A 13433-nucleotide genomic window follows, 5' to 3' on the forward strand; every position below is an offset into this window, starting at 1 on the left:
GCTCAGTCGTCCACCAGCCCGTGCATGCGCGCCACGCTGGTGGCCATCGCACGGGAGTTCACATTCAATTTGCGATAGATCGATCGCAGATGCTGGTTGACGGTGAAGCGAGAGATGGACAGACGGTTGCCGATGTCCACGATGGGCAGGCCCTCGATCAGCAGGTTCAGCACGCTCCATTCCCGCTGACCCAGCCCGAGTTCCTTGAGCTTCTGGCTGCGGTCCACCTTGGGTTTCACGCCCGTTTCCAGGCTCTCCAGCTTTTCCAGCACCAGGCGGGACACCGCCGGACTCAGCGGCGCGTGGCCGTTGTGGGTGGCGATGATCTTCTCGATCAGCGAGGGCTGGATCTCTTCCTTGAGCAGGTAGCCGGTGGCACCTGCCCGCAGGCTGCGCATCACGTGCTTGGAGTCGCCAAAGGTGCTCACCACGATGCTGTGGGCGTCCGGGCATTTTTCCTTGATCAGTTTGATCAAGTCGATGCCGTCGACATCGGGCAGGCCCAGGTCCACCAGATAGATGTCGGCCCGGTTGGCCAGGATGGCGGACACCGCCTCGCCGCGGTTGCGGCCAATGCCGACGATCTGGCAGGCGCTGCTGGCCGACACGACGTCGATCAGGCGCTGAAGCACATTGGCGTCGTCTTCGATGATGGTGACGGAAATGGTCATGAAAATCCCTCTTGTAGGGTCGGGGTTGTGGCAGTCAGGCCTGAGGCGCGGACGCTGGACCTGCGCGGTTCAGGTGGGTGTCAGTGGGAAAAACCCCCCTCATGCGCATGAGCCTCAGCGCTCCCCCATCGACTCAGACAGTGTTTTCTTGACAGGTTTGAGCAAGTAGTCCAAGACCGTGTGCTTGCCGGTGATGATTTCCGCGGTGGCCGTCATGCCGGGTTGCACCTTGATGGTGTGGGCCAGTTCCCCCTTGAAACGGGTGCCCTTGATGCGGATGTGAGTGCGGTAGTAGGGCACTTCCGTCCCTTGAGGCGTGCGCTCGGTCAAGGCGTCGGGACTGATATAGGTCACTTCACCCTCCAGACTGCCATAAATGCTGTAGTCAAACGCATCGAGCTTGATGGTGGCCTGCATGCCGGGACGCACAAAACCGATGTCGGCCGCTTTCAGCCGGCTTTCGATGATCAGGTCGCCGCCCGTGGGCAGCAACTGCATGATTTCGTCACCCGGTCGCAGCACGGCGCCCAGCGTCGTCTGCGTGATCAGGTTGACGACCCCGTCCTGCGGTGCACGCAACTGGGTGTGCTCCACCATGCCCTGGCGGTCATTCAGCTGCTGATGAACGGTGGCCAGGTCTTCCTCTGTCTTGGCCAGTTCGGCCTGGGCGTCTTGCAGGAATTTGTTGCGGCGGGTGGTCACCTGACCGGCCGCCTCGTTGGCGGCACGTTGCAGGCGCAGGAATTCGGCCGCGCTGATGTCGCCCGCCTTGAAAAGCGGCTCGTTCAGACGGACTTCCTCGGCGGCCAGGCGGGCCGACTTTTCCAGCACTGCCAGGTCTTCCTGCAGCGCCGTCAAGCGGCGTTCGTACAGGCGGCCCTGGATGACGTCGAAACTGGTCTGGGACCGCGGCTGGTAGCTCGTGCCCAGGGTCTCGGCGCGCAGACGGGACAGCGACGCCTGCAGCGCAGCGGACTTCTGGCTGGCCTCGGCCAGCGCGGCCCTGGACTTGGTGTCGTCCAGTTGCACCAGCAGGTCGCCCTGCTTGACCGTCTCACCTTCCCGCACAAAGATCTTCTCCACGATGCCTCCGTCGGCGGCCTGGATCACTTGTGTCCGTGAGGATGCCATGACCTTGCCGGTTGTGCGAGTCACCTCATCAATGCTCGCGCGGGAGGCCCAGAAGGCTCCGGCGCCGAGGACGGCCACGACGGTGAGCATGGTGAAGCGGATACGGCTGGCGTTGTGGTGGGTGAATGCGGAATCGTTCATGATGGTTCTCCGGATGGCCGGTCAGCCGGCGGTGGTGGTGGCCGCCAGGGCGGTCTTCGGTGCTGCGCCTGGGGCAGCCGACGGCGGTGTGACCGGCAACACGGTCACGGGCGTGGTCACAGCAGCCACGCGCTGAACCGTGGGCAGGGCGACGGTGTAGCGGGCCGGCTTGGCCGGTGCAGCGGCCGGTTCAACGGCTGGAGAAGCGACCGGTGTAGCGACCGGTGTAGCGACCGGCGCAGCGACCGGTGCGGCACCTGGGGCGGTGGCCGCTGCAGTGGCCGATGCCGCGGCCGATGCCGTAGCCGATGAGGGAGCGGCTGCGGCCGCCGCAGGTGCGTCCGGACGCTGGCGCAGACGGGCCAGCACCTCGTCGCGAGGGCCGTCCATCACGATGCCGCCCGGCGTCATGACGATGATTCGGTCCACCAGCGCCAGCAGCGACAGGCGGTGGGTCACCAGCAGCAGCGTGGTGTCGGCCTTCAGCGCCGACTTGAGCTGCGCGATGGTGGCCTGCTCCATGCCGTCATCCATGCTGGCGGTGGGCTCGTCCAGCAGCCAGTGGCGACGGTCGGCCAGCAGCAGCCGGGTGAGCATCACCAGCTGGCGTTGCCCGCCCGACAGCCCCCGCCCGCCTTCGGACAGCTTGCGGTCCAGACCCATCGGATGCTGGGCGATGAGGCCCAGCAGGCCGGTCCGCTGAGCGGCACGCATGATCTGTTCGTCGCTGACATCGGTCAGGCCAAAGGCCAGGTTGTCCCGCAGGGTGCCCGAGAACAGCCAGGCGTGTTGCGGGCAGTAGGCCATGTGTTCACTGCGCCAGCCCGCATGCAGCTGTTGCTGGTCCACACCGCCGAAATAGACGGTGCCGGTGGTGGGCTTGGTCAGGCCGCAGGCCAGGGCCAGCAGCGTGGACTTTCCGGCGCCCACCGTACCCAGGATGGCCACCTTCTCACCGGAGCGCACCCGCAGGTTGCCCACGCGGATGCCTTGCTTCTGGCCGGGGTAGGCGAATTCCACGTTGTCGAAGACGAAATCGCCGTCGGTGTGTTCCGGCACCAGGGGCCGGGCGACGTCATGGTTGTCAGTCTCCAGTCGGAAGATGGCATCCAGCGCCTTCATCGAGCTGATGGCGTTGCCCAGTTGCACCAGCAATCCAGGGATCGAGGCCATAGGCGCCAGCACGCGGCCGGAGAGGATCGAGCACGCTACGATCGCGCCCTGGGTGATGTGGCCGTCCACCGCCAGCACCGCGCCGGTGCAGATCAGCGCGACATAACTCACCTGCTGCAGACCGGCGGCCAGGTACCCCGCACCGTCGGTCTCGTGCTTGAGCGCCAGGCTCTGCACGGCATTGGCGTCGGACATCCCGGCCCATCGGGCTTCGAAGCGCCACGCAGCCCCCATGCCCTTGATGGCCTCGGCCCCTTCGATCGCCTCCACCAGCAGGCCGGTCTTGGCGTTCGCGCCAGTCTGGTTGCTGGCGGTCAGCCGCGCAATGCGGCGGGCGCGCAGCAGGCCGGTCAGCAGGGTCATGCCGAACAGCACCACGGCCGGCACAGCCATCAAGGGGCCGCCCACGGCCGCAATGACCGCGGCAAACAGCAGCGCCAGAGGCAGGTCGAACAGCAGGAACAGCGTCGAGGTGGACAGAATGGCGCGGATCGATTCAAAGCTCTGAATCTGCGAGGCCAGGGTGCCGATGGACCCCGGGCGCTGATCCATACGAATGGCATTCAGACGGCTCATCAAGGCCTTGGAAATGCTCACGTCCAGCGACTTCAGCCGTGGCTCCAGCAACCCCGCTCGCGCCAGCTTCAGCAGCCATTCCAGGCCGATGGCCAGCGCCACGCCCAGGGTCAGCACCCACAGCGTCTGCAGCCCCTGGTTCGGAATGACCCGGTCGTAGACGTGCATGCTGTAGAAGCTCACGCCGATGCTGACCGCTGCCAGCACCACGGACAGGCCGGCCGCCTCGAGGAACACCGGCCAGTTGCCTCGGATCTGAGCCATCATGAGGCCGCGGGCACTGCGGATGTCGTCGTGCTCGGCGCCGTGATCCTCAATGGCATGTAAGCAGGGGCTGTCTTGCAGCACCAGTTCATGGCGCGTGCCACTGGCATCGGTGCAGCGCCACAGCCCCTCGACGGTGCGGGCGGTGATCACCAGCCAGCCGTGCTCGGCGTGGTGGGTGAGCAGCGGCAGAGCCGCCTGCTGGGGCGCCTTGAGCGACACGAAGCGCGTGTGTTCGTCCAGGACGACTGCCAGGTCCCGGGCCAGTGCGACGCCGGTGGCAGAGGAGGAGCCGGCGCTTGTCATCGCCACCAACTGCTGACGGATGCGATCGGCCGGCAGCGCGAAGCCCTTGAGGCGCATCCATTGCTGGAAGCAGTGGGCCAGCGCAGCGGAGTCCTGCGTGGCGTCGGGGGCGGCGGTCTGCCGGGAGGAGAAGAACCAGGACATGGGGCCAACCTTTCTGGACGAACTTGGGGAAGAAATCGGGGAGGGCAGCGGGGCGGAGCAGGCGCGCGTGAGGCGCTGCAGCCGGCCCACCGGTTGATGTCGGGCGATATCGGGGGCGGCGGCCCATGTGGCCACCGCGTTGCTCAATCGGTGCGGGTGTCCATCAGGACGCGAAGGCGGTAGAGGCTGGCGCGCTCCTCGATGGCGGCCTCGAGCAGCGACTGCCGGGCGCTGTGGTTCTCACGGACCATGTTGAGCAGGTCCAGCCAGGCGCGCTTGCCGGCGGCAAACTGACGTTGGTAGGAGGCGAGCACCTGATCGCTGCTGGCCGCCGTGTCCACCGCGCTGCGGGCGGATGCACTGGCCGAGGCATGGCGGGTGAACTCCAGCTGGTAACGGCTGAACAGTTCCTGCTCGGTGGCGGAAACGGCAGCCTGGGCAGCCAGGATGCGGCTGCGCGCGGCGTTGATGCCAGCGAAGGTGCCCAGCCCGCCGGTGAGACCCGACTGCAGCACCAGGCCCACGCGGCGGTCATTGGCGACGCCGGTCTGCTTGTCGATGCGCAGGCTCAGCGTGGGCAGCAGGCTGGCCTTGGACTTGGCCAGTTCCTGATGGGCTTGATCGACGCCGGCCCGGGCGATGGCCATGTCGGGCGACAGCTGGATGCTGTCGAGCATGCCGGCGAGCGTCGGGGCCGGAGGGGCATCGCCATCCAGTGCCTGCATCAGGGAGGTTTCCACCGGCCGATGGGCCAGGCGCTGCAGTTGCTGTCGCTGCATGTCCGACTCCAGCCGTGCCTGGTTCCATTCCGCCTGGACGGCGCTGAGCCGGGCCGCCGCCAGGGCGGCGTCGGCGTTGGTGGCTGTGCCGGCAGCGGCACGGCGCTGAATCATGGCCAGCAGATCTTTGTGCTGCTGCGTCAGCTGTTCGAGGGCCGCGGCTCGCTGGCTGGACTTGACCCAATCGGCCCAGGTGGTGACCAGGTTGATCTTGAGCTGACGCCGTGCGGCGGCCAGCTCCTGTTGGCTGCTTTGCACCGCAATTTGGGCGGACCGCAGATTGGCGGTCAGGGCACCGCCGGTGTAGAGCGGCTGCTGGATGCGCAGCACTTGAACGTAATGACCGGCGCCGCCAGGCTCGACCGTCAGGCTGGGGGTGGGGCCAAACTGCCATTTGGCGGCGGTCACCCCTTGCGTGGCGGCGTTCATGTTGGCGCGGGCGCGGTCCATGGAGGGGTCGGCGGACAGTGCGGTGGCGATGAAGTCGTCCATCGCGTGGCCCCAGGGCAGGGCTGCGTCAGCGGCCACGGCGGGCTCGGTGGGCGCCGCGGCGGCGGCCTTGCCATCGTCCAGCCCGATGCTCACCACTTCGGTGCTGACCGGCGCGGCGGCGCTGGTTTCGGTGGTTTCAGCGCCAAAGGTCGGCGTCCCGGTCAGGCCACAGGCCATCAAGACGATTACCCACTGTTGTTTGGGATTGATCCCACTCTTTTGAGGGCAATGAGCAGTTGGGCTAAACAATCGGTGGGTTGTCATGAGAAAACTCTCCTGGCTGGGGTATGCCGAGAGTTTCGAGCGCCGCTTGCAAAGGCAACAATAGCATCGATGTGCTAGTTAACTGCAAAGTATTGGGTATTCAGCTGACATCAGCATTGGTGGCTAGCAATAGTTTGTAGGTAGACGCCCAATCACTGCGTGGAAACCGGGGTTTTATCTGCACATGCGAAGCAGAAAAATCGCGGAACACCCCCCAAGGAATGGGAGTTGCCGATGCGGCACACCCTACTTAGGAGGATCCATGCACACCGACCCGACCACTGAAGACCTTTCCGCCTGCGTCAGCGCCTGTCTGGCGGCGCTGGAGCAGACCCAGGCTTGCGCCAATGCCTGCATCCGCTCCGGTGACCGTTCCTTGGAGGCGTGTGCCCTGGCGGCGCTGGACTGTGCGTCCATCTGCCAGGCCACCCTCAATGTGCTGCTGCGACAGTCGCCGCACCATGGTGATTTCTGCGCCCTGTGCCAGCACATCTGCCGGGCCTGCGCCGAGGCCTGCGAACAGCATCAGCATGCGCACTGCCGCCGTTGCGCTGCCGCCTGCCGGGCCTGTGAGGCGGCGTGTGCCGTGCATTCGGGTGAGCGCCATGCCTTGCCGGGCACCCACTGAACTGGATAGCACAAAGGTGCTAATTGGGCGCAAAGAAGTGGCAGTTTAGAAAGACCTGCGCGAAGAGTTTGCTATCCAAGTCGGCAGGCGGGCTTTATAGAATTTTCCTCGTTGCCCGTCTGCCGAATATTCCATCCTTCAGGTTTTATTAAGTCGCTAATCCAATCTCGGTTCCGTGCTCGCGTTCAATCTCGGTTTCAAACCCGGATTTGAAGCATTTGCAGAGCATGGCGACGGAAATGGGCTGGCATGTTTCAGCAGTTGGGCACATCGCTGCGGCTCTCTCAGGGCTGCAATTGCGCCACCCACTTCTGAAGCGCCATGACCCATCCCGTCAGCACCCCAGATCGCCTTGCAGCCTCCTCGAATCCCGCAGCGTCTGCCTCAGCAGCGGCTGCTACCGATGCAGCGCCTACGCCGTTGACACGCACGCTCCGCCTGAAGGCGGTGGGCCTCCGGGCTGCACAGGAGGCATCCAGCATCGCTGTGGCTGACCTTCCGCGCGCCAAGCGTCGGGCGGAAGAGTCGGTGGACGACTCGGCGGATCAGGCCGCGGACGGATCAGCGGGTACGTCTGTTGACGCGTCCGTTGACACGTCGGCGCCCCTGGCTGCAGCGGCTGACGCGGCCTCTTCCCCGGTGTCCCACGCGGACCAGGAAGGCTCCCTGCAGGCGCCATCCGCGGGCGTGCCAAGCGCCACGCTGGCTGACCTGGCATCCCCGACCGCCGCCACCGCCGAAACCACCGCTGCCGAGGACGACGACCGTCACAAAGGTCTGGCCCTCTGGGCGCTGGGCGGGGCTGCCGGCATCGGCGGCATTGTGCTGATGGCCGGGGGCAAGTCGTCGTCGCATGACGGTCCAGCGTCAGGCCCGTCGCCGGTTGGGGAAGGGCCCACCGCGCCGCTGCCGGGCACGCCCGGCGTTCCATCCCAGCCCGGCACCGGCGAGGCGCAGCCGTCGGTGCCGGATCCCTCCAACGCAGCCCCATCCGTCCCTGACCCCACCAGCCCGACGCAACCCCCCGTCGCGACGCCTCCGCGCGCAGGCCACCTGAAGGTTCAACTCGCCGCCGACACCGGCCGCAGCGCCGTGGACGGCATCACCGCCGACGCGCAATTCCAGCTGGCGGTGATCGATGCGGATCCCGGCACGACCGTTCGTTATGAGCATTCACTGGACGGCGGACGGACCTGGCAGGACAACACCGGCCTGACGGCACCCTGGCCCGACGGAACCTACCTGCTGCGAGCGGTCGTCAACAATGGCGCCGCGGAATCCGTGACCGCGTCCGTGCCCCTGACGCTCGACACCCAGGCCCCCGCGACCGCCGAGTTGCTGGTCTCCGGCAGACCGGCCCTGGGCCTGGTGAATCTGGCGATGAGTGGCGTCGAGGCCGGCGCCACACAGGCTTACGACATCTCGCTGGACCAGGGACGCACCTGGCATCGCACCAAAGACGCGCTGTCCGGGCTCCTGGACGGCGACTACCTGCTGCGCGGCGTGGTCACCGACGCCGCAGGCAACCAGAGCTTCACTGCCGTACAAAGCATCACCGTGGACACCACGGCCCCCGCGCCCATACCGCTGCAACTGCGCAAGGTCGGGGAGCAGGGCTGGGATGCGCTCTCTCCACTGAGCAGCACCGGCGCGGTCGACCTCAAGCTCGCCTTGCCAGCCGGTGTCACGGCGGTGTACCAGCAGTCAACCGATGGCGGACACAACTGGACGACCGTGCCGTCCAGCGTGAGCGGCCTGGCGGAGGGCAACTACAGCTTCCGCGCCATCCTCAGGGATGCTGCTGGCAACGAGACTGCGCTGGATCCAGTCAAGCTCACCGTGGACAAGACGCCGCTGCCGGGTCTGTCCATCTCCGCCGTCATGCAGAACGGGCAGGTCAACGGAACCAGCAGCTATCTATCCCGGGACGGCAACTTTCAGATCATGCCCGACCGCACCGATCCGGATGCACAGCTGATCGGTGAGTTCCGGGTGGAAGGCACGCTCGCCTGGAGCCGGACGGATCTACACGGCGTAGGCATGCTGGATGGCCGATACGAGTACCGGGCTGGCCTTCGCGACCCCGCTGGCAACATCACTTACTCCAACACCGTGATCGTGGAGGTGGATACCCGCCAGCCGGGCGCCGGCACCATCACGCTCGGCAACTACCAGGACACCGGTCGGAATGCGTCGGACCGCATCTCCACGGACGACAGCTTCACCCTCGTTCATGTGCCCAGCGGCCCGGTCACCGCCATTCAGTGGCAGCAAAGCTTCGACAATGGCGTCAACTGGTCCAACATCCGAGGCGGCACCCAGACGAGCCTCCCCCAGACGATCAGCACCGACGGCCACTACGTCTTCCGCGCGCTGGTCACGGACGATCAAGGCCAGGTCCACACCACCCGCAGCGTGGATGTCACCGTGGACGCGATGCCAGGGCCTGTGCCGACCCTGTCTCTGACCGGCCTGGACGACACGGGCGCCTCGAGCAACGACTTCATCACGCAGGACGGCCGCTTCACCCTGACCGCTTCGGGTGCCTCTCCGGACGCCACCACCGTCTTCGAAGTGTCCTTCACCGGCAACGGCGGCTGGCTGCCGACGTCGGCGCAGCAGGACCTGCCTTCGGGCACCTACTGGTTCAAGGCGACCTCCGTCGAAGTGGGCGGGGCCCTGGCGCCCAGCAAGACGCTGAAAGTCGTGGTGGACCGTGACGCCCCCGCAGCCGCGCCCTTGCAATTGGCCGACTTCGACGACACCGGCGCCGTTGGGGACCGTGTCACGTCGGATGCCAGTTTCACCCTCACCACGCCGCCGCTGGAGGCCGGGGCCACGGTGCGTTACTTGCGGTCTACGGACGATGGCTTGAGCTGGTCCCCCACCGACGCCTCGCAGCAAGGGCTGGCCGATGGCGACTACTGGTTCCGTACCGAGGTCACCGACCTGGCCGGCAACACCCGCCTGGGAGCCCCCCGGGTGGTGACGGTGGACACCCAAGCGCCGGACGCAGGGGCCTTGAGCCTGACAGTGATCGGATCCAACGGTGTGGACCTCCAATGGGCCGGTGCCGAGACGCCGGACACCCTTGTTTATCAGGTGTCCCTGGACCATGGGCAGACCTGGCAGCCGGTCTCGGCCCACAGTGTTGGACTGGCGGCGGGGGACTACGTCTTCCGGGCCGTGGTGACCGATGCGGCTGGCAATGCCGCAACCACCGCGTCCGTGGCCTGGCAGGTCGCCCCACAGGCCGGCGACGTCAGCCGCAGCAGCGGTGCGGCGGTATTCGGCGCGGATCCCGACGCCGGAAACAGCGCGCACGCGCTCTCGGCGACGGAAGCGTTGTGGGTGAACGCGTTGTCGGGCAGCCCCTTCGCAGGCGGCGCGGCCTTGGTACCCCCCGTGGCCGGGGTCTGACACCCGCTCCGGCCTTTCCATCGCATCTCAACTCCATCCGCCGCATCCGCCGCATCAGCCAAATCCGCCCCACCGTGCCTCACAGATCCAGGACACCGCCATGTTTTTCCCCTCCACCGCCCCGACCTCCAGCGCTCCCACCCGGACAGGCCTGCCGCCCGGCGCCATTGCGCTGCCGTTGCCGTCCCAGCATTCCCTGCTGGACGTTGCCACCCCCTTGAACGATGCAGCCATCCGCCCCGGCCACTGCGTCACCCCCAGGCCACACTCTCGCGGCCTCAGCGCCGAGCGACGGTTTGCGCTGCTGGACATTGCCGATGATCACGGCCGTGTGCACGGCCGGGACCTGCTGTTCCGACGTGACAGCATGGTGCTGCCCACCGCCGACCATGATTCGATCACCCGCGTGAGCTGCTCGCTGGCCAATGCCCTGCTGGAGGGCTACGCCGCCAACAGTCTCCCGACCGGCGAGTTGCTGGTGCCCATGGACGAAGCGGTGCTGAGCTCGCCGATCGCGCCAGCGTTGACCCCGGATATTGGTGCCATCCTGCTGCACCCGTCACTCGCCGTGACCACGCAGGTCCTGATGCGGGTGGCTCAGCTGCGGGCGCTGGGCATCCGCTTCAGCATCGACGGCGTCAGCAGCTTGGACGATCCCCGCTGGCTGCTCGCGCCCTATGCGGACTCGGTCCGCCTGCACCTGGACCAGACCGCGCCCGACATGCTCCATACGCTAGTCGCCCGGGCCGATGCCGAAGGGCTGGAGGTGATCGGCTGCGGTGTCCAGTCCATGACCGGATACCGACGTCTGGAACATCTGGTGGTGACCAAGCTGCAGGGCCCCGTCATTGCTGCGCCGCTGGAGTTGATCGTCCCCGCCTTGCCCGGCTGCGATGAGGCGGTCCTGCGCCGCATGCAGCTGCTGCAGGCCAACCATGTCTCCGCGCAAGCCATGGCCACGGCACTGTCCGCCGACCCGGCCCTGGTGATGCGGCTGCTGGTGCTGCATCGCCTCTATGTGGGCCGTCGCGAGGAGGAACCGGTGTCCCTGGCTGCGCTGGTGAAGTCGCTGCCCCGGGGCGTGTTGTCGGCCTGGCTGGAGATCCTTCGGCGCACCGCCTGCCATGGCCACCATCTCGGGTGGGGCCGTGCGGTCCGTGATCAGGTCGAGGTCTATCAGCGGTCAGTCCTGCGCCAGAGCGACTCACAAGATCGCGAAGCGGTCGACGCATCCGTGTGGCTGTTTCTGCGGCGCCTGTGCAGCCCGAGCCACTACCTCAAGACGCTGCGGCATCCGGGCTGACCCTGGCCGGTGTCGGGACCGCCGCCTGGACCAGGGGAAGCTCCACCCGGGTCACGGCACCGGTGTCGGTCAGCTGAAAGTCGAACTGTCCGCCCAGGCTCTCCATCCGCTTGCGCATATGGGTCAGGCCCATGCCCGTGGAGGTGCCGAAGGCTGGCCGTTGCGGCAGGGACTGGGCCAGCGCCGACCGGCCGTTGTCGGTGATGCGCAGACTCATGCTGTGGTCGGTCTGCTGCATCTGGATGGTGACGCGGGTGGCGTTGGCATATTTGAGGGTGTTGGCCACTGTCTCCTCCACCACCCGCAGCAGCTCTTTGGCCCCATCCTCCAGCAACACGAATTCCTGCCCGGACGGCACCTCGTATTCCAGCTGGAAGTCTTTGCCGCTCAGCAGGGAGTCCAGATTGACGCAGTAATCAAACAGGATGTTCTGGAATTCCCGCTCCTCCCGCTGCGGGCTGTTGGACACGAGGCTGCGCACGCCCTGCAGCAGGTCCAGCAGGTTCTGCTCCAGTTGCGCTGCATTCAGATGACCATCCCGGACCGAGAACAGCGTCGTGACCAGGCGCGAGCCGATGCCGTCATGCAGCTCGCGATACAGCCGTTCCCGCTCTTCCTGCGCAGCCTCCCGCCGCTCCAGGCCACTCTGGCGGTCATAGGCCAGCGTCAGCTCCATTTCACGCCGCCGCAGGCTGTCCGCCAGGACCTGGTTGGCTTCTTTCACCCGCTGGATGCTCTCACCGTACTTCAGCAAATGCACCCGTGCCATCACGATCAGCAGCGGCGGCAGCACCAGGTGGGTGAGGTAGATCGGGGTGCCGAGGAGGCGGAGCAAGGAGCCTTCGGCAATGCCACTGGGCGGGCTGACCTGGTGAGCCATCACCAGGAAATCGTGAACGATCAACAAGCCCGCCAGCAGCATATGCAGCAGCAGCAGGATGGCTGAACGGCTGCGGGTCCTGCGAATGTACTTCACCAGTCGCAGCAGGACCCAGACCTGCAGGGGCAACATCAGCCAGATCCAGACATGCGCCAGATGCACCTCCCCGCGACTGCCCAGAAACGGGGAGATGACCGCCGCCGCGGACGATGACAGCGTGACCAGCACCGCCATCGGCCGGGTCAAAGGTTCCTGGATGAAACGCAACACAAACAGGAGGGTCAGCGCGTTCAGGCTCCCGGTGCAGGCATAAAAGGCCCACAGCCAGGCATCGCGCCACGACGCAGGCAGGTGCACCCAGAGGGACAGCGTGTAGACCGTGGCCCAGAGCAGCGCGACGGCTCCGATCAGCCCGAAGGTGTCGTCCCGCCGGTTGACCATCCAGATGCCCACCATGAACAGCCCGGTGAGCAGGCAGAACGCCTTGCTGGCATTGGCCAGGGACCCACCGATGAAGTCCAGCACTTCGGTGATGAAGGCAATGTGGCCCACTTCCCCGACATAGACCGGGGAAAAGGTGAGGTGGGGTTCCCAACTGGTGTATTCAATGGTCAGTCGGTTCGGCCCGTGAGGCCGCAAGACTTTGGCCGGCAGCGGCACCATGATGGGACGGAACCACATGAAGCGGTCGTCCGCCGTGGAACGCGGAAAGCCGTCCAGCCAGACGCCATTCAGGAACACATCCAGGCCATGCACCGCCTGGCTGACGAGAATGGCTTTGGACGGCCCGCGCAGATGCACCTCGCGGTTGCCCTCCAGCGTGTCATCGAAACTGTCGGAGGGTTCCAGGTAGGCGTCGAGGTCAATGACCAATCGGGCCTTGCGCAGTTGCGACGGTCCTTCTTCGTGGTCCACCAAGGGCAGGGGCGCATCGACCTCGCTGTCCACCAGCGGGCCGTCGAATCTCAGGGCCTTGGGGTCGTCTGCCGGCACCACGCGCAGCTCGTACCGCTCGGCGGAGGGAATGGTGTGGATCGCGGCCAGCTCCGAGGCAATGTTCCAGACCATCAGGCCCATGAACACCATCACGATGCTCAAGGCCAGGAGCGGGCTCCACCAGAATCGCCGGCCCGCGGTTTCCTGCGAGGGCCAGGCCGGCAAAACGGGCATCGTGGACATCTCACCCCCCGGGTCAGGTGGCCGCCCCGGCCCTGACGTGCCATGGCGAAACGGCCCTTCGGTGCCGCTGCCTGGTCGGTGG

Annotated in this window: 8 protein-coding genes; 3 read left to right on the plus strand and 5 right to left on the minus strand. The window is 66.3% G+C overall.

The genetic code is table 11. From position 1 onward, the window contains the following. Positions 1–2: 2 nt before the first annotated feature. From DES44_RS11730 to DES44_RS11745, 4 genes are all read right to left on the minus strand, one after another. Positions 3–671, minus strand: a complete 669-nt coding sequence (locus tag DES44_RS11730) for a response regulator (RefSeq protein WP_058935101.1) — start codon at positions 669–671, stop codon at positions 3–5. 114 nt (positions 672–785) lie between these two features. Then, positions 786–1943, minus strand: coding sequence for a beta-barrel domain-containing protein (locus tag DES44_RS11735; protein WP_058935102.1), 1158 nt, complete (start codon positions 1941–1943; stop codon positions 786–788). A gap of 21 nt (positions 1944–1964) precedes the next feature. Then, positions 1965–4406, minus strand: coding sequence for an ATP-binding cassette domain-containing protein (locus tag DES44_RS11740; RefSeq protein WP_058935103.1), 2442 nt, complete (start codon positions 4404–4406; stop codon positions 1965–1967). Between the two features lie 143 nt (positions 4407–4549). Continuing rightward, positions 4550–5854: a TolC family protein gene (locus DES44_RS11745; protein ID WP_058935104.1), complete on the minus strand. Its 1305-nt coding sequence runs from the start codon at positions 5852–5854 to the stop codon at positions 4550–4552. Between the two features lie 349 nt (positions 5855–6203). On the opposite strand from DES44_RS11745, the gene DES44_RS11750 reads away from it, so the two are divergent. The 3 genes from DES44_RS11750 to DES44_RS11760 all read left to right on the plus strand — a co-directional run bounded on the left by DES44_RS11750 (position 6204) and on the right by DES44_RS11760 (position 11292). Beyond that, a complete protein-coding gene (locus tag DES44_RS11750; RefSeq protein ID WP_058935105.1) occupies positions 6204–6569 on the plus strand; it encodes a four-helix bundle copper-binding protein in 366 nt (121 codons plus the stop codon). Between the two features lie 486 nt (positions 6570–7055). Continuing rightward, the gene (locus tag DES44_RS11755; protein WP_170156658.1) at positions 7056–9989 is read left to right on the plus strand and encodes an Ig-like domain-containing protein; all 2934 of its coding nucleotides are present in this window, start codon (positions 7056–7058) and stop codon (positions 9987–9989) included. Positions 9990–10089: 100 nt separating this feature from the next. Beyond that, positions 10090–11292 carry a YuxH family protein gene (locus DES44_RS11760; RefSeq protein ID WP_058935107.1) on the plus strand — a complete coding sequence of 401 codons (1203 nt, stop codon included), beginning with the start codon at positions 10090–10092 and terminating at the stop codon, positions 11290–11292. On the opposite strand, the gene DES44_RS11765 is transcribed toward DES44_RS11760, so the two are convergent. Next, positions 11267–13342 carry a sensor histidine kinase gene (locus DES44_RS11765; RefSeq protein ID WP_211326934.1) on the minus strand — a complete coding sequence of 692 codons (2076 nt, stop codon included), beginning with the start codon at positions 13340–13342 and terminating at the stop codon, positions 11267–11269. The two genes, DES44_RS11760 and DES44_RS11765, sit on opposite strands and share 26 nt — an antisense overlap. Between the last annotated feature and the right edge of the window lie 91 nt (positions 13343–13433).

The organism is Roseateles depolymerans, from assembly GCF_003387155.1.
Taxonomy (GTDB): domain Bacteria; phylum Pseudomonadota; class Gammaproteobacteria; order Burkholderiales; family Burkholderiaceae_C; genus Roseateles; species Roseateles depolymerans.

What these genes read in the sequence shown, in the direction of transcription:
- DES44_RS11730 (WP_058935101.1), bottom strand. Translation starts at nt 671, where the DNA reads ATGACCATTTCCGTCACCATCATCGAAGACGACGCCAATGTGCTTCAG.
- DES44_RS11735 (WP_058935102.1), bottom strand. Translation starts at nt 1,943, where the DNA reads ATGAACGATTCCGCATTCACCCACCACAACGCCAGCCGTATCCGCTTC.
- DES44_RS11740 (WP_058935103.1), bottom strand. Translation starts at nt 4,406, where the DNA reads ATGTCCTGGTTCTTCTCCTCCCGGCAGACCGCCGCCCCCGACGCCACG.
- DES44_RS11745 (WP_058935104.1), bottom strand. Translation starts at nt 5,854, where the DNA reads ATGGCCTGTGGCCTGACCGGGACGCCGACCTTTGGCGCTGAAACCACC.
- DES44_RS11750 (WP_058935105.1), top strand. Translation starts at nt 6,204, where the DNA reads ATGCACACCGACCCGACCACTGAAGACCTTTCCGCCTGCGTCAGCGCC.
- DES44_RS11760 (WP_058935107.1), top strand. Translation starts at nt 10,090, where the DNA reads ATGTTTTTCCCCTCCACCGCCCCGACCTCCAGCGCTCCCACCCGGACA.
- DES44_RS11765 (WP_211326934.1), bottom strand. Translation starts at nt 13,342, where the DNA reads ATGCCCGTTTTGCCGGCCTGGCCCTCGCAGGAAACCGCGGGCCGGCGA.